The following is a 15428-nucleotide window of genomic DNA, read 5'->3' as shown; positions in this document are numbered from 1 at the left end:
TGGCACTGACAGCGACTATTTTTTAGGCGATTCGATGTTAAAAATAATAAGTTTAGTCATTCTAAGCGTTTATTTTTAACGATGAAGCGGCAAAAAAGAGTCCTGTCCCTGCGGGCTGATGCTAAAATTGCCCCATACTGTGTTACAAATCTTGCTAAGGCATCTGCATTATCGTCGCTTTGTGCCTTGTCTGGAACAATTTTAGCAATCAGCAGTGCCTATTTGCGAATGTTCAACAAGCCCTTATATTGTCCTCATTTCTAATCTTTGAACCTGCTTTATGAGGCTCGGTTGTTATTTTCTAACAGCATCGCATCGCCATAGCTAAAAAAGCGATACTCATTGGCAATCGCATGCGCGTAGGCCGCCTCAATCTCTGCTTTGCCTGAAAAAGCGGCAACCAGCATGAGTAAGGTTGATTTTGGCAAATGAAAATTGGTCAATAGGCGGTCAATCACACCAAACTGAAACCCAGGATAGATAAAGATATCGGTATCACCCGACCACGCGCTAAGCATTGCGCCATCTTGCGCTGTCTTTTGATACGCGGTCTCGAGCACGCGCGTGACCGTCGTGCCAACTGCCAGCACCTTACCGCCTTTAGCGTGCGTGGCATTAATCATATCTGCCGTATCTTGCGGCAAATGCGCGTATTCGCTGTGCATGGTATGGTTTAATAGGTTGTCTGTCTTTACAGGGGCGAACGTACCTGCGCCCACATGCAAGGTCACAAATGCCGTCTGCACACCTTTATCGGCAAGCTGTTGTAATACTGTATCGTCAAAATGTAAGCTTGCGGTCGGTGCGGCAACGCTGGCAAGCTTGCTTGGGTCATGAAAGACGGTCTGATAGCGCTGGTTGTCCGTCTCATCGGCGCGGCGCTCAAAATAAGGCGGTATTGGCAGCTCGCCAAAACGCTCTAGATCAGGCAAAACAGGTGCATCAAAGCTCACCACAAATAAGTTTTCTTGACGACCCAGCACGACTGCGCCCATCTGATTGTCTGCCAGTTGGATGCGCTGACTGACTTTGGGCGCTTTACTGGCTTTGATGTGGCATAGTGCCAAATGCTTAGGCGCTGCATGGGTATCGTCTGCGGCAATGGTGTCGGGTAGCTCGGTCAATAAGCGCTCAACCAGCACTTCGACGCGGCCGCCTGTGTCTTTTTGTCCAAACAGACGCGCTTTCATGACCTTAGTGTCATTAAAAACGATTAAGTCATTTTCGCCGAGCAGATCAGGCAAGTCGGTAAACTGATAATCCGCCGCCGCCCCGCCAGCAGGCAAGTATAGCAACCTTGATGCAGAGCGCTGGGCCAATGGATAGCGTGCAATCAGCGTATCAGGCAGCTCGTAATCATAGTCGTTTACGCTTAAGTAATCGCTCGTGGTGTCTGTAGGCGTGTGGGCGGCATCGGTCATAGCAGTCATAACTTATCTAAGGGTGTTAATATTTTGGCGCTAGTGTAGCAGAAAGCGGCAAAAAAGTGAGGTTTTGCTTGATTGAAAGAGCATTATATAAAACTAAAAATAGCCTAAGCAAAATAAAGCACAAACACAAAAAAAGACTCACTACTCAAACAAACTTGGCTGACTATAAGTCTCTTGCATCGGTTGCAATGAAGAATAAGTCACACCCACCAAGCGAATCGGCTGTTCGCGGGGAATACTGGCAAACAGCTTGTCCAGCCAGTGATGGGCGTCGGTGAGTTGCAAAAAAGCAGACGATGCCGTATGCGCGCGGGTGACTTGGCTAAAGTCCGCGTATTTAACCTTTAAAGTGACGGTATAGGCGGTCAGTTGTTTTTTTTGTAATTGATTAAAAGCGTCAGCGTTTTGCGCGTAGATGTGCTGCATCAGCTGACCATCATCATTTAAGTTGTGATGAAAGGTGGTCTCTGCACCGACTGACTTATGTTGGCGGGTGGCTTTGACAGGGCGATTGTCCATACCATGTGCGATATCATGATAAAACTGCCCCCGTTTGCCAAAGGTCTGTACTAGTATCTGCGCATCTATTGCGCGTAAGTCCGCCCCTGTATGTACGCCCATCTCGTGCAGACGCTTTGCAGTTGCCTTGCCAATACCATGAAAGCGCTCAATGGGTAAGCTGCTAATAAAAGCGTGCGCCTCCGCTGGCGTGATGACGGCAATGCCATTGGGTTTGTTAATGTCTGAGGCGATTTTGGCGAGCATTTTATTAAATGATACTCCCGCTGAGGCGTTAAGCCCTGTCGCAGCTTTAATCTGCGCGCGCAGTTGGTTGGCCATGAGTGTCGCTGAGCCTTGGTGTATCTCTAGCCCTGTGACGTCCAGATAGGCTTCGTCCAAGGATAGTGGCTCAACGAGCGGTGTCAACGCATGCATCAAAGCGCGAATCTGAGCACTGATGGCGCGATAGACCTCAAAGCGCGGACGCACAAAAATGGCGTTTGGACAACGCTTACGCGCTTCAAAACAAGACATTGCTGAGCGCACGCCAAAGGCACGTACCTCATAGCTGGCAGCTGCCACCACACCGCGTCCATCAGGATCACCACCGACCACCAGCGGCTGCCCGCGATAGCTGGGATTGTCCCGCTGTTCGACACTGGCATAAAAGGCATCCATATCTATATGGATGATTTTACGCAGTGGGAGCGCGCTATTTTCAGTCATGGTTATGACGCTGCTTCGGCATCACTGTCTTGACGCTTGTCCACTTTATGCTCATCTTCAGTACGGTCAATCTTCCAGTAGCTTGAGATATACAGATGTGATTTTGGCACCTCACGAGTCTTTTTAAAATAGTCGCGCAGCTTACGCATGCTATGAAACTCGCACGCTGCCCATACGCTTGGCTGACCGCCCAACCATGGTAATGTCTGTACGCGCTCAAGTAGCGGGCTATGCGTGGCGCTGATGGCTTCATTAATCACCCAAATCACCTCAATGCCTGCGGGCTTGATTAACGCTTGTTTATCGTCCTCTGAAGCAATTTCAATCACCGCAAAGCCTGTAGCCTCTGCTGGCAGTTTTTCTAAATTAACGCTAATCGCGGGTAGTGCTGTCATGTCACCGACCAGCAAAAACCAATCGGCATCAGGCATTATCAGCTTGGCTGGGCCTGGGCCACCAATGCTCATGGTATCGCCAATCTGAGCATTAAGTGCCCATTGAGAGGCAATGCCAGTATGTCCGTGTACCACAAAATCGACGTCGATTTCAGCATCGCGCTGGGCGCGAATGGTATAGGTACGCATCAACGGGCGTTCGCTGTCTGCTTGACTAAACAACAGCTTAATATAGGCGCTTTCTTGGTCTTTAGGAAAGCCCTGCATCTGTGTACCGCCTAATGTAACGCGGCGCATGTTGGGTGTAATGCTTTTATTGCCAATGACTGTTAAGGTTCGAGGCGCTGGTTTTGGCATAACAGATTCCTTATAGGATAACGTGTTTGATAGCGTATTGTGGTTTGTTATGGGCTATCGTATCGGTATGAGCATTTGCTTTGAGATATCTAAAAAAAGCGCAAGTTGCTCGTCATCTAAGTCTTGAGTGAGCATGTCTGCTGCCCACGCTTCAGCAGTTTCGAGCTGACTGATCATCTGTTGACCTGCTTCTGTTAAGGTCAATAAAGCACTGCGTTGATCTTGCGGATTGATGGTCTTATCAATGAGCTTTTCGTTTAATAAGGCATTTAACGCGCGCGTAATCTGCGCTTTGTCTCGCTTTAAATGGTCGGCAATGATCTGTGTGGTGCTGCTTGGTAAACTGCGGATACTTTTTAGTGTGCGAATTTGAGTGATGGATAGCGCGATACCTTGGCGACGCACCCCTTCACGCAGCAAGTAAGTATAGCAATGCATCAAGCGATGCAGGGTGTCACTCAAGGACAAAGCGGACATAACAACCATCACCTCAATAAAAAGTTAAATTTACTATAATGAACATAGTTGATAGTGTCAACTATGTTCATAGGCGATAAAGAAAGGCGTTTATGGCATAGGTCACACATTTAAAAGGAGTTTATTGTGTTTTCTAGTTGTGCTACCGCGTTTAGGTCGCTATATTAAAAGGGTAAACACGATAGATTTTGTACACAAAGTCCATCGTGTTTTTTTGTTTTTAAGCGTTTGCGACAGACAGCGTATCACGGCATAACATGGCTGATATAAGGATAATAAAGCATGGATACCTTAAATGTTCTCTACCTCGTAGGGGCATTATTAATATTTGCAAGTATTTTATCGAGTACCGTATCTGCGCGGTTGGGTATTCCCTTATTACTGCTGTTTTTGGTGGTGGGGATGCTAGCAGGTGAGCAAGGCATTTTAGGTATCCATTTTGCTCAATATGGGCTTGCCAACTTTATTGGGCAGGCGGCGCTGGCGTGTATCTTGCTCGATGGTGGTTTGCGTACTTCGTTTCGCTCATTTCGGGTGGGTCTAAAGCCTGCGGTCGTTTTGGCCACATGGGGTGTGTTCGCCACAGTGCTGATATTGGGCGCATTTGTGACATGGCTCCTCAATGTCGATTGGCGTATTGGTATGCTGATGGCGGCGATTGTTGGCTCGACCGATGCGGCGGCGGTATTTTCTTTATTGCGTCATGGTGGGGTGGAGCTAAACGCCCGTGTTCAGGCGACCCTAGAGCTGGAATCAGGCGCGAACGATCCCTTGGCTATTTTGCTTGTGACAGGATTGATTGCGCTCAATATCGATCCTGAAGGGCAGACAGCCTTTGGCTTTATTTGGTTGTTATTACAGCAGATTGGCTTTGGCTTGGTATTCGGGCTGCTTGCTGGCTACTTACTGGCGCGTCTGATGCCCAAACTGCATTTGGCAGAAGGCATGTACGCTATCTTAATCTTATCAGCAGGTTTGGCGGTATTTGCGGCGACCAATTTGATAGGCGGTAGCGGCTTTTTGGCGATCTATCTTGCAGGCGTTATTATTGGTAATACCAAGGTGCGCGCGACTGAACATGTGCTGCGTGTGATGGACAGCTTTGCATGGCTATCTCAAGCGGTATTGTTCGTGGTGCTGGGTTTACTCGTAACACCATCAAACGTGCTCAATGTTTGGCATTATTCTGTTGCCATTGCTGCCTTTATGATTTTTATAGCGCGTCCCATTGCTGTCTTTAGTAGCGTCAAACCTTTTAAGTTTAAAAACCGTGAAGCGGGGTTTATTTCATGGGTCGGTCTGCGCGGCGCGGTGCCGATTACGCTCGCTATTTTGCCTGTTATGGCTTCGGTACAAGGGGCGTCTTTATTATTCGACATTGCTTTTGGGGTGGTTGTGGTATCGCTTATTTTACAAGGCATGACCATTCCGATGATGGCCAATTGGTTTGGCGTGCGTATTCCAAGTCGCGATGAACCAAAAGAAGAGCATGAGGTTTGGGTATCGGACGCTTCTAGCATTACGCTGTATGAATTTGAAGTAAAAGAGGGTGCTTTTGCGATTGGTCGACACCCTAAAGAGATTACCAATAGAATCAATACCGACGAAATTACTATCTTTGCGGTAGTCAGAAATCAGCTGGTATTGCCGGTTGATGACGATACGCAGTTAGCGTTCGGTGATGTGGTGTGGTATGCAATGCGTGGCGATCACGCAAAAGAAGTGGCGAAGATATTTAACAATACCAAACTGAACCGTCAGAAAATAAACGACTTTTATGGTGATTGGCTGCTCTCACCCAATGTCAAAATTGCCGACTTGCCATTTTTTAAGGATATGGATACGTCTGTCGTTTGGCAGCAGACGGTTGCGGAGTTTGTCTTGTCTAACTTGGATGCCAAACCTGTATCTGGCGATAGGGTAGAGATTAATGATGAGTGGTCATTGATTGTCAAAGAAGTCGATAAGCGTGGCATGCTGCGCAGTATCGGTCTCAAACGCCATCAAGTGGGTACGGCAGCGTAGAATTTTTGTCTGTTGTAGACGTATCACCATTCAGTGCTTTAGCGCAAAGCCTTGGCAACAGCAGCGTCATTCGTTATTGTTGGTTATTGCGCTGAACCTGGCGACTGCCTTGGTAGGTATTGGGGTGGTTGCTTTTATCAATCACTACTTTTTGGGCGAATCTATTGGCAGTGAGCAAGCACTGGTAATGCGCTACTATTTTTTGCACTTATAATATTGCAGCTGCTGACAACTTTTATAAAGAAGCGCCTTTATCCAGATAAAGGCGCTTCTTTGTTGGTTTGGCTTAATGGTTAAAATAACGCTTAAAAACGATGTGTGTAACCAATCGTGTAAGTGCGGCCTAGGCCTTTATAATCAAATGCCGACTCAGGGGCTAGGCTACCGTAATAAATCTGCGCCTGCTGTCCCCAAATGGTGGTGTAGTCTTTATCGAGTAGATTTTGTACGCCCATACTAAATTCACCCGATGGTAAATAATAGGTATAGTCTAAATCTAGAGTCGTATAGCCATCTAGTGTCTGAGTGCTGCCATTAGCGGCTCTACCTGATACATCACGCATCATATTGGCTTGGAGTTTAAGGGCTTGTAAGTCGTCTTCCCAGCGTGCCCATAGCGCATATTTCGATGGGCTGGTATCAGTGACTACTGTATCTTCGTAGCTATCGCCATCGATTTGGGTCTCGCTTTGTACCCAATGCCCCAAGCCACCAACACTGACGTTATCATTTAGCTGATAATCGCCTTTAAACTCAACACCATAAACGCGCTTTTTGTTGTCGCTTTGGGTGATAAGTAGGGTCGAGCGGTCATAATTGATACTGCCATCCGATAAACTATAGTAGCCTGTGACTTTCCCTTTAAAATCATTGTATCTAAAGTCGGTACCCAGCTCGTAGCTGTCGGTTTTAATGCCTTTTAGTTTTGTACCTGAGACGTTTGAGCCATTTAATAGCTCATAATAGCCATTGTTAAGCGCGTATGTCCCTTGACCGTAGAATTTGGCAGGGTCGGGCAGCTCAAAACCTTGTGAAAAGTTGGCAAAATAACGCATATCGCTGCTCGGCTTATAGTTTAGGCCGACGTTAAATAGGCTTACGTCATAGTCATTGCTACCCCCAGGAATCGCGTCGCCACCTGTTGCATTGCCTAAAGCAATCTGGGTCTGCACTTTGTCTGCAACAAAATCATCAACAGTATTTTTTAGGTGCTGATAGCGCATACCTGCAGTGGCGTTTAGGGTATCGGTGATTTTATAATCACCTTGCAAAAACCCTGAGACAGAGTCAACTTGCGTACCAGGATAACGACCAATAACTGCATACGCTTTATTGACCAAGCCGCCTGTTTCGGCACTTATCTGCGGGTCAAATATCATCTTATCGCTGTCTAAGTCATCTCGATAACCATCAATACCATACGTCAGTTTTAGCTTATCTGACCAATCTTTTGCTAAGGCTAAGCGTGCTGACGTGACGTCCGTAGATTGCTGCGAGGCGGCAAAGTACTGACCATAAACAAAGGGAATAAAGCTCAACTCTTCAGTACGGTGAGACAGCTGCGCATATAAGTCATGCCCAAAGACATCGTCGTGATGATAGTTGGCATTGTACTGCTGACGCTTTGTCTGTGCTTGACGGTCGCTACGAAAGCCATCGCTAATCTTGGCATCATACGGCGACTGACTCACATCATATTGAATGCCATAGTCGGTGTCTTGTTTGCTGTCATAAAATTGAGCGGACACATCAAGCGTTTGTGCCTCATCAATCTTGAGCTGCGTGCTGGCAAGTACGTCGATGGTTTGGTTGTCTTGCAATGACCCTTGAGTGGTATCAGGGACGAGCATGTCGCCATCCCCATCAAAAAATGAGCCTGTTTGCTCATACGTGACGCCCAAGCGAGCAGTGGCGCGCTCAGTACCACCATCAATGGCAAAGTGCCCCTTATAAGAAAGGTCGTCTTTGTCTTGAAAGCCTGTGGTCGCTTGAATTTCAGTCGTTACTTGTGGCGTGCCAGCCAAGCCTTTTTTGGTTTTAATATTAATAATACCGCCTGTCGCACCGCCGCCATAAACCGCAGATGCCCCTGACAACACTTCGATACTGTCAATATTTTCCATACTGACAGAATCTAAATAGCGGCTGATGGCGCGTGATGAATTGAGGGATACCCCATCAATCATGACCTGCATGCTGCGTCCGCGTAGGTTTTGTCCTGCACTGGTACGCCCGCCACTACCATAATCTAGCGACGGTACTTGCTGCGCTAAAAAATCTCCTAGGCGTTTGCCTGTACGCGCTGCTTCATCGACCGCGTATCTGTCCACATACCAAATGGTTGCAGGAATATCGCTAATGGCTGTTGGCGCTTGGTTGGCAACCACCACAATTTTATCCAATGTGGTGCTGGGTGCTTCATCATTGGTACTATCAGCAGTTACCGCCATAGCAGGTAAGGGCAATAAAGCACTGATGGCAAGATATAATGGCAACTGACGAAAACGGGAACGAGTAGAAACAGGATTTAAAACGGATGTATCAAGGCAGGACATAATGTAACCGATATAAATGATAATTGTTACCGTTAATAATACCTTTATCGTTTAAATGTGTCTAGTATGTAACACTGACTTATTTAAAAGGAAAGTAGCGGTTCGTTAGACGTATTACTTATCATGCTGTATAAAAGGATGCGTAAAACCTACGCTCGAGTAGGTGTTATTTTTCTAAATAATCGGACAGCGAAGCGGACAATAATTAACAGACCTGTAATTAAGTAGGACGAGGGGCAAACATAATGATTGCCATACCCAGTAATGCAACTGACGTGCCTAAGACATCCCACATTGTCGGGCGAATACCATCAACTGCCCATAACCACAAAATAGCCATAGTGACATAAACGCCACCATACGCAGCATACACTCTACCTACAGCGGTTGGGTGTAGTGTGAGCAGCCATACAAACGCGCTCAAACTCAGAGCGCTCGGCACTAAAAGCCATATGGATTTGCCTTCTCTTAGCCACAGATAAGGCAAATAGCAGCCGACAATCTCTGCAAGTGCGGTAATGGCAAAAAGCCCAACGGTTCTTAGTTCAGACACAACTTTTACCTTATGCTTCGTTTGATTGGGTTTCTATTAAACTGGCCATATTATATAAGCATTTATGAAGACTTGGGCTATTAATGACTTACAATCTACAATTTCAGTGTGTATTGTCCGACGTATAGATTATGAATGAACCAACTGCTCATAAACAATCATAATCAGATAGACCAGCCCTGCCGCAACGGTCAAACTGGCAAACCACACGATCACAAAATAGCCAGTTAAGTAAGATGAATAGGTTAGACAGCAACACACGCCATGCGTAGCGGCTGGGAAGTAATAATGTCAGCACAAAACTACTGGCCCAAAGTATAAAAAAACCATCGACTTCCCATTTGGCGCGCGCGGTCATCTCTAAAGGCAACAATCGGTTGAGCCATAACAACCCAACCATTGCTAATGGCAGTCCAGCGAGCGTCGTAATGTTAAGCTTTTCTACCAGCCAAAAGCCAAAGTACGGCTTGTGTACATTGAGTAGTTGGCGTCGCCGTTTTACTGTCCAAAGCACCAGTCCTGTAGCAATCATACCGCAGCCTGCACCGCCCAATAAAAAATACATCCAGCGCAATCCATAGTCGGAAAAACGTCCCGCATGTAGCCCTACCATGACGGTATGAGTCGTCACCGCAAGCGGGGGCGGCTGACTTTGTTCAAGCATTTTTCCTGTTTGACCGTCATAAATACGAAAGACACCTATCGTCGAGATTTGATGCTCGGCTCTGCCATCAATAATAACTTTACTGTGGTCAGTGTTCGGATGGTTGATGCTAACACTGGTCACCCTATAGTTAGGATTGAGCCGTTGCCATTCTGATTGCGCGCCTGTTAATAAAGGCATGATATCGACCATCGAAGCAGGTTGCAGCTCCGTTGCGTCAGCGGCTCGGTAAGAATAAATGTCTTCAAAAAGCTGTGTGGTATCAACATCGGCAACCTTGCTTCCCCATGGCATATACAGCGCAACAAGCGTCATGATGCCTGTAAAGGTAATCATGATATGAAAAGGTAGGGGCAGCACAAAAAAAGCATTGTGCGCGTCAAGCCATGAGCGTTGACCTTTACCCCAGCGAATTTATTGAAGCGCTAAACGATGTGGCAAAAGCAAAAGGAATGAACGAGCTGGCAGAAAAAACAGGCATAAGACGTGAAAGTCTTTATAAGACATTGCGATCAGAGAAGCCACGTTTTGACACCATGTTAAAGATTATTGATGGTATGGGCTTGCAGGTGACCTTGACCCCTAAAGCCAATCATGAGCCACTGGCAGAAGCGTAACGGCAATAAAACGGCAATGCGTGCAGCATAGCGAATAACCACCAATGGCGATAATTTAGGAGATAATCCCCAGCGGGGAGAATTAACGCGCACAAAACGCACCATATTTGCGCGCATTAAAGCGGTATTAATCGAGCGCGCGCAGCCATTACCAAATTAACCCCATGAAAGGGTATTAAAAACTTCACACCCTGACAAAAGGCTAGGTATTCCTATTGTTTAAGACGATATTAAGCTATTTAAGTGCTGGCATGAGTTTTAGGACACGCTAGAGGAGTACGCGCAGAGCTGGAAAATAGAGTTTTCGGAGTCCATAAAAAAGCCTCCGATAAAGGAGGCTAATTTTAAGCTAAATCATTGAGAGGCTTTAAGCGTTGAACAAAGTATACACTAAGATGTACACGCTAAATTTGTTTTATTGCTAAAGCCTTTTAAAATCAACCATTTAGCTTTCTTAAATGGTACCAGTGGTCGGACTCGAACCGACACGCTTTTAAAGGCAACGGATTTTGAATCCGTCATGTCTACCAATTCCATCACACTGGCATGTAAGGCATAATCATCGTCAATGGACGTCTTGATTACTTAATTGGGTCACAGCGTTCGCTGTATAGGTTGCGTATTCTAGCAGGTTTTTTTATACCGTCAAGCATTTTTTATAAAAAATTTATATTTTTTGCGATGACGGTATCATATGACCTATCAGCGCTGATTAGCCAACGAAGGCGCGCTCGACCACATAGTCTGCCTGTACACCCATACGTGGCGATACCGTCAAGCCAAAGCCGTCTAGAATCTCTGACACTTCTGCGTTGAATGGCATACTGCCGCACATCATCACACGGTCGTCTTCTTTGTTAATCGGTGGTAGACCAATGTCTTCAAAGAACTTGCCTGACTTCATCAAATCCGTGATACGACCTTGGTTGCGGAATTCTTCACGAGTCACGGTTGGGTAGTAGATGAACTTCTCGCGGTACCATTCGCCAAAGATTTCGTCATTGGGCAGCTCGTTTTCGAACATCTCACGATATGCCAAGTCTTTAGTGTGGCGCACGCCGTGGACGAGGATGATTTTTTCAAAACGCTCGTACACTTCAGGATCGCGGGCTAGCGCTAAAAATGGCGCAAGACCTGTACCTGTAGATAGCATATAAAGGTGTTTGCCCGGTAGCAGGTCGTCTAGTACCAGTGTGCCTGTGGGTTTTTTACTGACCAACAGCTCATCGCCGACTTTAATATGCTGTAAGCGCGAGGTAAGTGGACCATCAGGAACTTTGATTGAAAAGAATTCTAAATGTTCTTCGTAGTTGGCGCTGGCAATTGAATAAGCACGCAATAGCGGTCTGCCATCAACCATGATACCAATCATGGCAAACTCGCCATTACGAAAGCGCAAGCCATCATCACGGGTGGTCTTGATACTAAATAAAGAGTCGTTCCAGTGGTGAACCTCTGTGACCGTTTCTGTGCGGAGTTTTGACATAAAGTCCTCGTTAATTACCTGTCTTGGTATAAAATCAAAAAATATGTAAGGGTAATGAGGTCAAGCGAACGGGTGGGGAAGGGATGTAAATATACGATGTTCCCATGCGCCAACACCAGTGCTGACCTTTGACAGACGTACAGCCTGACGGTATCTCAATGGGACATACCGTCTGGTAGATGTAAGTTGTTCTCAATAAACATTCCCGCTCATCATAACAAACTTTAAAGTAAAAATCCGCCAAGCAACGACCCACTACCATGATAAAATGGAATATCGTTAGCGAGATATGTGTCATTATGCAGCGTTGACGCTGACCTTTAAACGCTATCGAACTTTAATTTTGCCAATGCCTACAGGTAAGGAAACTGCATGCCCAGCCATACGCTACCGATCATCGGTCATCACCGCTCGCCATTGTCACAAAAGTTTGGCGCGCCAAGACAGCCCAATCTGGTAGCCGTACCCAGTATTATTGAAATGCTGCCACCATACTCTGAACCAGCGGCATTTGCGGGTTTAGAGGATTTTTCGCACATTTGGATCAGTTGGCAATTTCACAAAAACCGCCCTGATGCAGCAGAAGCACCCTTTCGCACACAGGTGCGTCCACCACGCTTAGGCGGCAATCAAAAAATTGGCGTGTTTGCCAGTCGCAGCATGTATCGCCCCTCAGGGCTGGGACTGTCGGTGGTGGCACTTGACGCCATACACGTGGTCAATGGCCGCGTGCAGCTGCATATCCGTGGCGCGGATATGATTGATGGCACGCCGATTGTGGATATTAAGCCCTATATCCGCTACAGTGATGCGCTTGTTGATGCGGTGAGCGGCTTTGCGCCACAGCCGCCCACGCCGATGTCTGTGGCAGTATCCGAAAGCGCTGCTCAGCAATTTGCCGACTGTGTCGCAGCCGCTACCAGCGATAGCGCGTATGTGCCGCTACTTGCTAGCGATTTGGTGCATATTAGCGCCCTTATTGCCCAAGACCCGCGCCCCGCGTATCGCCGCAATGAAGTGGGCACACCGTTTATCATGCGCTATAAAAATGTAGATGTGCAATTCTGCTTAACGGATACAGGCTCTCTGCAAATCATGCAAATACAGCCGTATGTCAACGATAAAGAAAGCTAGGGCGTATCTTCAATTCAAATGCTTACGACGAAATGGGCTAAAACAAAACGCCGTAAAAAGGTAAAAATAGTGCTTGGTGACGCGCACATGGGTAGGGTTAACGTGAGCGCCGTGTTAGGATAATTGTTCTCACCAAAAGTCAGCACAACAGCGGCGACACAACAACGATGATTAAGGACGATAATGGTTGCAGGATTTTCATTACTGATTGATTTGCGCTGGTGCTTGGATGAGCTGCTGGCAAATGACGTCATCGACCAGCGCAGCTACAATCTGGTGATGACCAGCCGCCGCGAAAAAGGGCAGCATCCGCTGGTGACCATCAGTGACTTTAACTTGCCCAATCCGTATGAGCCTGAGCAAAAACTTACCCTCAACTGGCTCAATCAATGGCTGGCGAAAAAGGCAGACATGCCTGTGGTGCGTATCGACCCGCTAAAGGTCGATGTGCCTGCGGTGACGCAAATCATGTCCTTTGAGTATGCGCGCTCGCAGTATATTTTACCGATGGCAGTCAGCAGTGATGAAGTGGTTATTGGCACCGACCAGCCATTTTTTACCGACTGGCATGCCAATATTCAGAAAATCATTGGTGCGCGTGAGTACCGCACAGTGTACGTCAGTCCGCTGCAAATCAACCGCTACCGCCAAGAGTTTTACCAAGTTACCCAAGCGATTAACAGCGCCAATAATGTGCATAAAAAATCGGCGGCGGCAGATGTGACCAATGTCGAGGCGCTACTCCAGCTCGGCGACAATACCAATCCTGATGCCAATGACCAGCATATCGTGCGCGTGGTGGACTGGCTGTTACAGTATGCCTTTGAGCAGCGCGCCAGCGACATTCATTTAGAGCCGCGCCGCGATACGGGTAAGGTGCGCTTTCGTATTGATGGCGTACTGCATACGGTGTATGAAATGCCCGTAGCGATTATGGTGGCGGTGACCGCACGTATTAAAATCTTAGGCAGGCTCAACGTCGCCGAAAAGCGCAAGCCACAAGATGGCCGCCTAAAGACGCGGATGCCAAACGGCATGGAAACCGAACTGCGTCTATCAACCATGCCCACCGCCTTTGGTGAAAAGTTGGTAATGCGCGTGTTTGACCCTGAAGTCTTAGTGCGCACGTTTGCGCAGCTTGGCTTAACCGGCAAACAGCTGGCGACATGGCATGAGCTGACCGCGCACCCGAACGGTATTATTTTGGTCACAGGGCCGACAGGCTCAGGTAAGACGACCACGTTATATAGCACGCTCAAACAGCTGGCGACTGAGCAGGTCAATGTTTGTACTATTGAAGACCCGATTGAGATGATTGAGCCGTCGTTCAACCAAATGCAGGTCAATCCCAGTATCGGTCTGCATTTTGCGGACGGTATTCGCTCGTTGATGCGTCAAGACCCTGATATCATTATGGTCGGTGAGATTCGTGACCATGAGACGGCGAACATGGCGGTGCAAGCGTCCTTGACAGGGCATCTGGTGTTGTCTACCTTACATACCAATGATGCGCCCAGTTCGCTGACGCGCCTGCATGATTTGGGCGTACAGCCTTTTTTGACCTCCGCGACCATTTTGGGCGTGATGGCGCAGCGCTTATTGCGCACATTGTGCCCGCATTGCAAAACGGCATTGCCTCTGCAGCCTGATAGCGAGCTTGCTGCCCAGTGGCAAGAGCTGACCCAGCCGTGGCGTGCGCCGATGCCTGCGCAAACTTACCAAGCGGTGGGTTGCGAACACTGCCGTAATACAGGTTATCAAGGGCGGGTAGGTATCTATGAAATGCTGTCGTTGTCAAACGCGCTCAAAAAACTGGTGGCAGAAGATGCCAGCGTGGATACGCTCAAACAGCACGCCTACCGAGAGGGCTTGCAACCGCTACGTCTATCGGGCGCAAAGCGTGTCAGTGAAGGTGTGACTACCATTGAAGAAGTGCTGCGTGTCGTGCCGCTCAATTAGGGCGTGTTATCATCGAGATAGCAAGGCTTAAAGTGAGATAAATCGCAGTCAAACAAGGAAAAAACTGCAGAGAATATCGGTATATTCACAAGATTTTTGACGCTGTTTGGCAAGATTTAGCCAGTTTAAGACCGTTAAATGATGTCATGTGCTCATTGATGACACGCCCTAAGCGCTTTTGTCATGGCGTTAAATAAAAAAGGCTATCAACAGGGCGATAAAAACAAACCTATACCTGCCGCGCTACAACCGCTGCTTGAAATCTGTGTCGTCAGCACAATTAAACATGCTAACGCCGAATATTTTTTATGCTTAAAAAGGTGTCTGTGAATGTATTAGACCAGTCATCTTTTTAAGCCTTTACCTTAATTTTTACACAAAAACGCTTAGCATATAGCCAATCCACTATCAAATGAATACAGTGCTGCTGGCGTGAATTTTGCGAAGCCTCTGGAGCGCCTAGCGCACAGCAAGCGAGTAAAATTTATGCCAGAAGCACGTCGTCAGGTTGTACTACCTTGATTTAGAGTTCATTATCACTTAGCGTTT

General features: G+C 47.2%; 12 protein-coding genes and 1 tRNA gene. 4 read left to right on the top strand and 9 right to left on the bottom strand.

Annotated elements, in window-relative coordinates; genetic code table 11:
• Positions 1-278: 278 nt before the first annotated feature.
• The 4 genes from queA to JIE71_RS12145 form a co-directional block, all read right to left on the bottom strand.
• Positions 279-1430, bottom strand: a complete 1152-nt coding sequence (gene queA / locus JIE71_RS12160) for a tRNA preQ1(34) S-adenosylmethionine ribosyltransferase-isomerase QueA (protein WP_228284685.1) — start codon at positions 1428-1430, stop codon at positions 279-281.
• A 141-nt stretch (positions 1431-1571) separates the two neighbouring features.
• A complete protein-coding gene (dinB, locus tag JIE71_RS12155; protein ID WP_199508985.1) occupies positions 1572-2657 on the bottom strand; it encodes a DNA polymerase IV in 1086 nt (361 codons plus the stop codon).
• Between the two features lie 2 nt (positions 2658-2659).
• On the bottom strand, positions 2660-3409 hold the full coding sequence (locus JIE71_RS12150; RefSeq protein WP_199508984.1) for a siderophore-interacting protein: 750 nt from the start codon (positions 3407-3409) through the stop codon (positions 2660-2662).
• Between the two features lie 54 nt (positions 3410-3463).
• Positions 3464-3886: a MarR family winged helix-turn-helix transcriptional regulator gene (locus tag JIE71_RS12145; RefSeq protein ID WP_199508983.1), complete on the bottom strand. Its 423-nt coding sequence runs from the start codon at positions 3884-3886 to the stop codon at positions 3464-3466.
• Between the two features lie 282 nt (positions 3887-4168).
• Here JIE71_RS12145 and JIE71_RS12140 point away from each other — a divergent pair, with 282 nt between their 5' ends.
• Positions 4169-5911, top strand: a complete 1743-nt coding sequence (locus JIE71_RS12140; RefSeq protein WP_199508982.1) for a potassium/proton antiporter — start codon at positions 4169-4171, stop codon at positions 5909-5911.
• 305 nt (positions 5912-6216) lie between these two features.
• Here JIE71_RS12140 and JIE71_RS12135 read toward each other — a convergent pair whose 3' ends face one another.
• From JIE71_RS12135 to JIE71_RS12125, 3 genes are all read right to left on the bottom strand, one after another.
• Positions 6217-8466: a TonB-dependent receptor gene (locus JIE71_RS12135; RefSeq protein ID WP_199508981.1), complete on the bottom strand. Its 2250-nt coding sequence runs from the start codon at positions 8464-8466 to the stop codon at positions 6217-6219.
• Between the two features lie 220 nt (positions 8467-8686).
• Positions 8687-9019 (bottom strand): YnfA family protein, encoded by a 333-nt coding sequence (locus tag JIE71_RS12130; RefSeq protein WP_199508980.1) that lies wholly within the window; start codon positions 9017-9019, stop codon positions 8687-8689.
• A gap of 148 nt (positions 9020-9167) precedes the next feature.
• Entirely contained in the window at positions 9168-10043 is an 876-nt protein-coding gene (locus JIE71_RS12125; RefSeq protein ID WP_323126940.1) for a PepSY-associated TM helix domain-containing protein, read from the bottom strand.
• A gap of 26 nt (positions 10044-10069) precedes the next feature.
• Between JIE71_RS12125 and JIE71_RS12120 the strand changes: the two genes are divergently transcribed.
• Complete coding sequence (locus tag JIE71_RS12120) at positions 10070-10300, top strand: addiction module antidote protein (protein ID WP_199508979.1); 231 nt, start codon at positions 10070-10072, stop codon at positions 10298-10300.
• Positions 10301-10759: 459 nt separating this feature from the next.
• Here the strand turns inward: JIE71_RS12120 and JIE71_RS12115 are convergent.
• Both JIE71_RS12115 and JIE71_RS12110 read right to left on the bottom strand, forming a co-directional pair.
• A tRNA-Leu gene (locus JIE71_RS12115) sits at positions 10760-10846 on the bottom strand.
• Between the two features lie 166 nt (positions 10847-11012).
• Positions 11013-11786, bottom strand: coding sequence for a ferredoxin--NADP reductase (locus JIE71_RS12110; protein ID WP_199508978.1), 774 nt, complete (start codon positions 11784-11786; stop codon positions 11013-11015).
• Positions 11787-12158: 372 nt separating this feature from the next.
• Between JIE71_RS12110 and tsaA the strand changes: the two genes are divergently transcribed.
• Entirely contained in the window at positions 12159-12920 is a 762-nt protein-coding gene (gene tsaA, locus JIE71_RS12105; RefSeq protein ID WP_199508977.1) for a tRNA (N6-threonylcarbamoyladenosine(37)-N6)-methyltransferase TrmO, read from the top strand.
• Positions 12921-13103: 183 nt separating this feature from the next.
• Positions 13104-14879 carry a GspE/PulE family protein gene (locus JIE71_RS12100; protein WP_199508976.1) on the top strand — a complete coding sequence of 592 codons (1776 nt, stop codon included), beginning with the start codon at positions 13104-13106 and terminating at the stop codon, positions 14877-14879.
• Positions 14880-15428: the final 549 nt, after the last annotated feature.

Source organism: Psychrobacter sp. bablab_jr014, assembly GCF_016464015.1.
GTDB lineage: Bacteria > Pseudomonadota > Gammaproteobacteria > Pseudomonadales > Moraxellaceae > Psychrobacter.
This window is presented reverse-complemented; position numbering and strand designations above follow the sequence as displayed.

Coding starts and splice junctions, on each gene's coding strand:
- JIE71_RS12120 (WP_199508979.1), top strand. CDS start 10,070: ATGAGCGTTGACCTTTACCCCAGCGAATTTATTGAAGCGCTAAACGAT.
- queA (WP_228284685.1), bottom strand. CDS start 1,430: ATGACTGCTATGACCGATGCCGCCCACACGCCTACAGACACCACGAGC.
- JIE71_RS12150 (WP_199508984.1), bottom strand. CDS start 3,409: ATGCCAAAACCAGCGCCTCGAACCTTAACAGTCATTGGCAATAAAAGC.
- JIE71_RS12145 (WP_199508983.1), bottom strand. CDS start 3,886: ATGTCCGCTTTGTCCTTGAGTGACACCCTGCATCGCTTGATGCATTGC.
- JIE71_RS12135 (WP_199508981.1), bottom strand. CDS start 8,466: ATGTCCTGCCTTGATACATCCGTTTTAAATCCTGTTTCTACTCGTTCC.
- dinB (WP_199508985.1), bottom strand. CDS start 2,657: ATGACTGAAAATAGCGCGCTCCCACTGCGTAAAATCATCCATATAGAT.
- JIE71_RS12100 (WP_199508976.1), top strand. CDS start 13,104: ATGGTTGCAGGATTTTCATTACTGATTGATTTGCGCTGGTGCTTGGAT.
- tsaA (WP_199508977.1), top strand. CDS start 12,159: ATGCCCAGCCATACGCTACCGATCATCGGTCATCACCGCTCGCCATTG.
- JIE71_RS12140 (WP_199508982.1), top strand. CDS start 4,169: ATGGATACCTTAAATGTTCTCTACCTCGTAGGGGCATTATTAATATTT.
- JIE71_RS12110 (WP_199508978.1), bottom strand. CDS start 11,786: ATGTCAAAACTCCGCACAGAAACGGTCACAGAGGTTCACCACTGGAAC.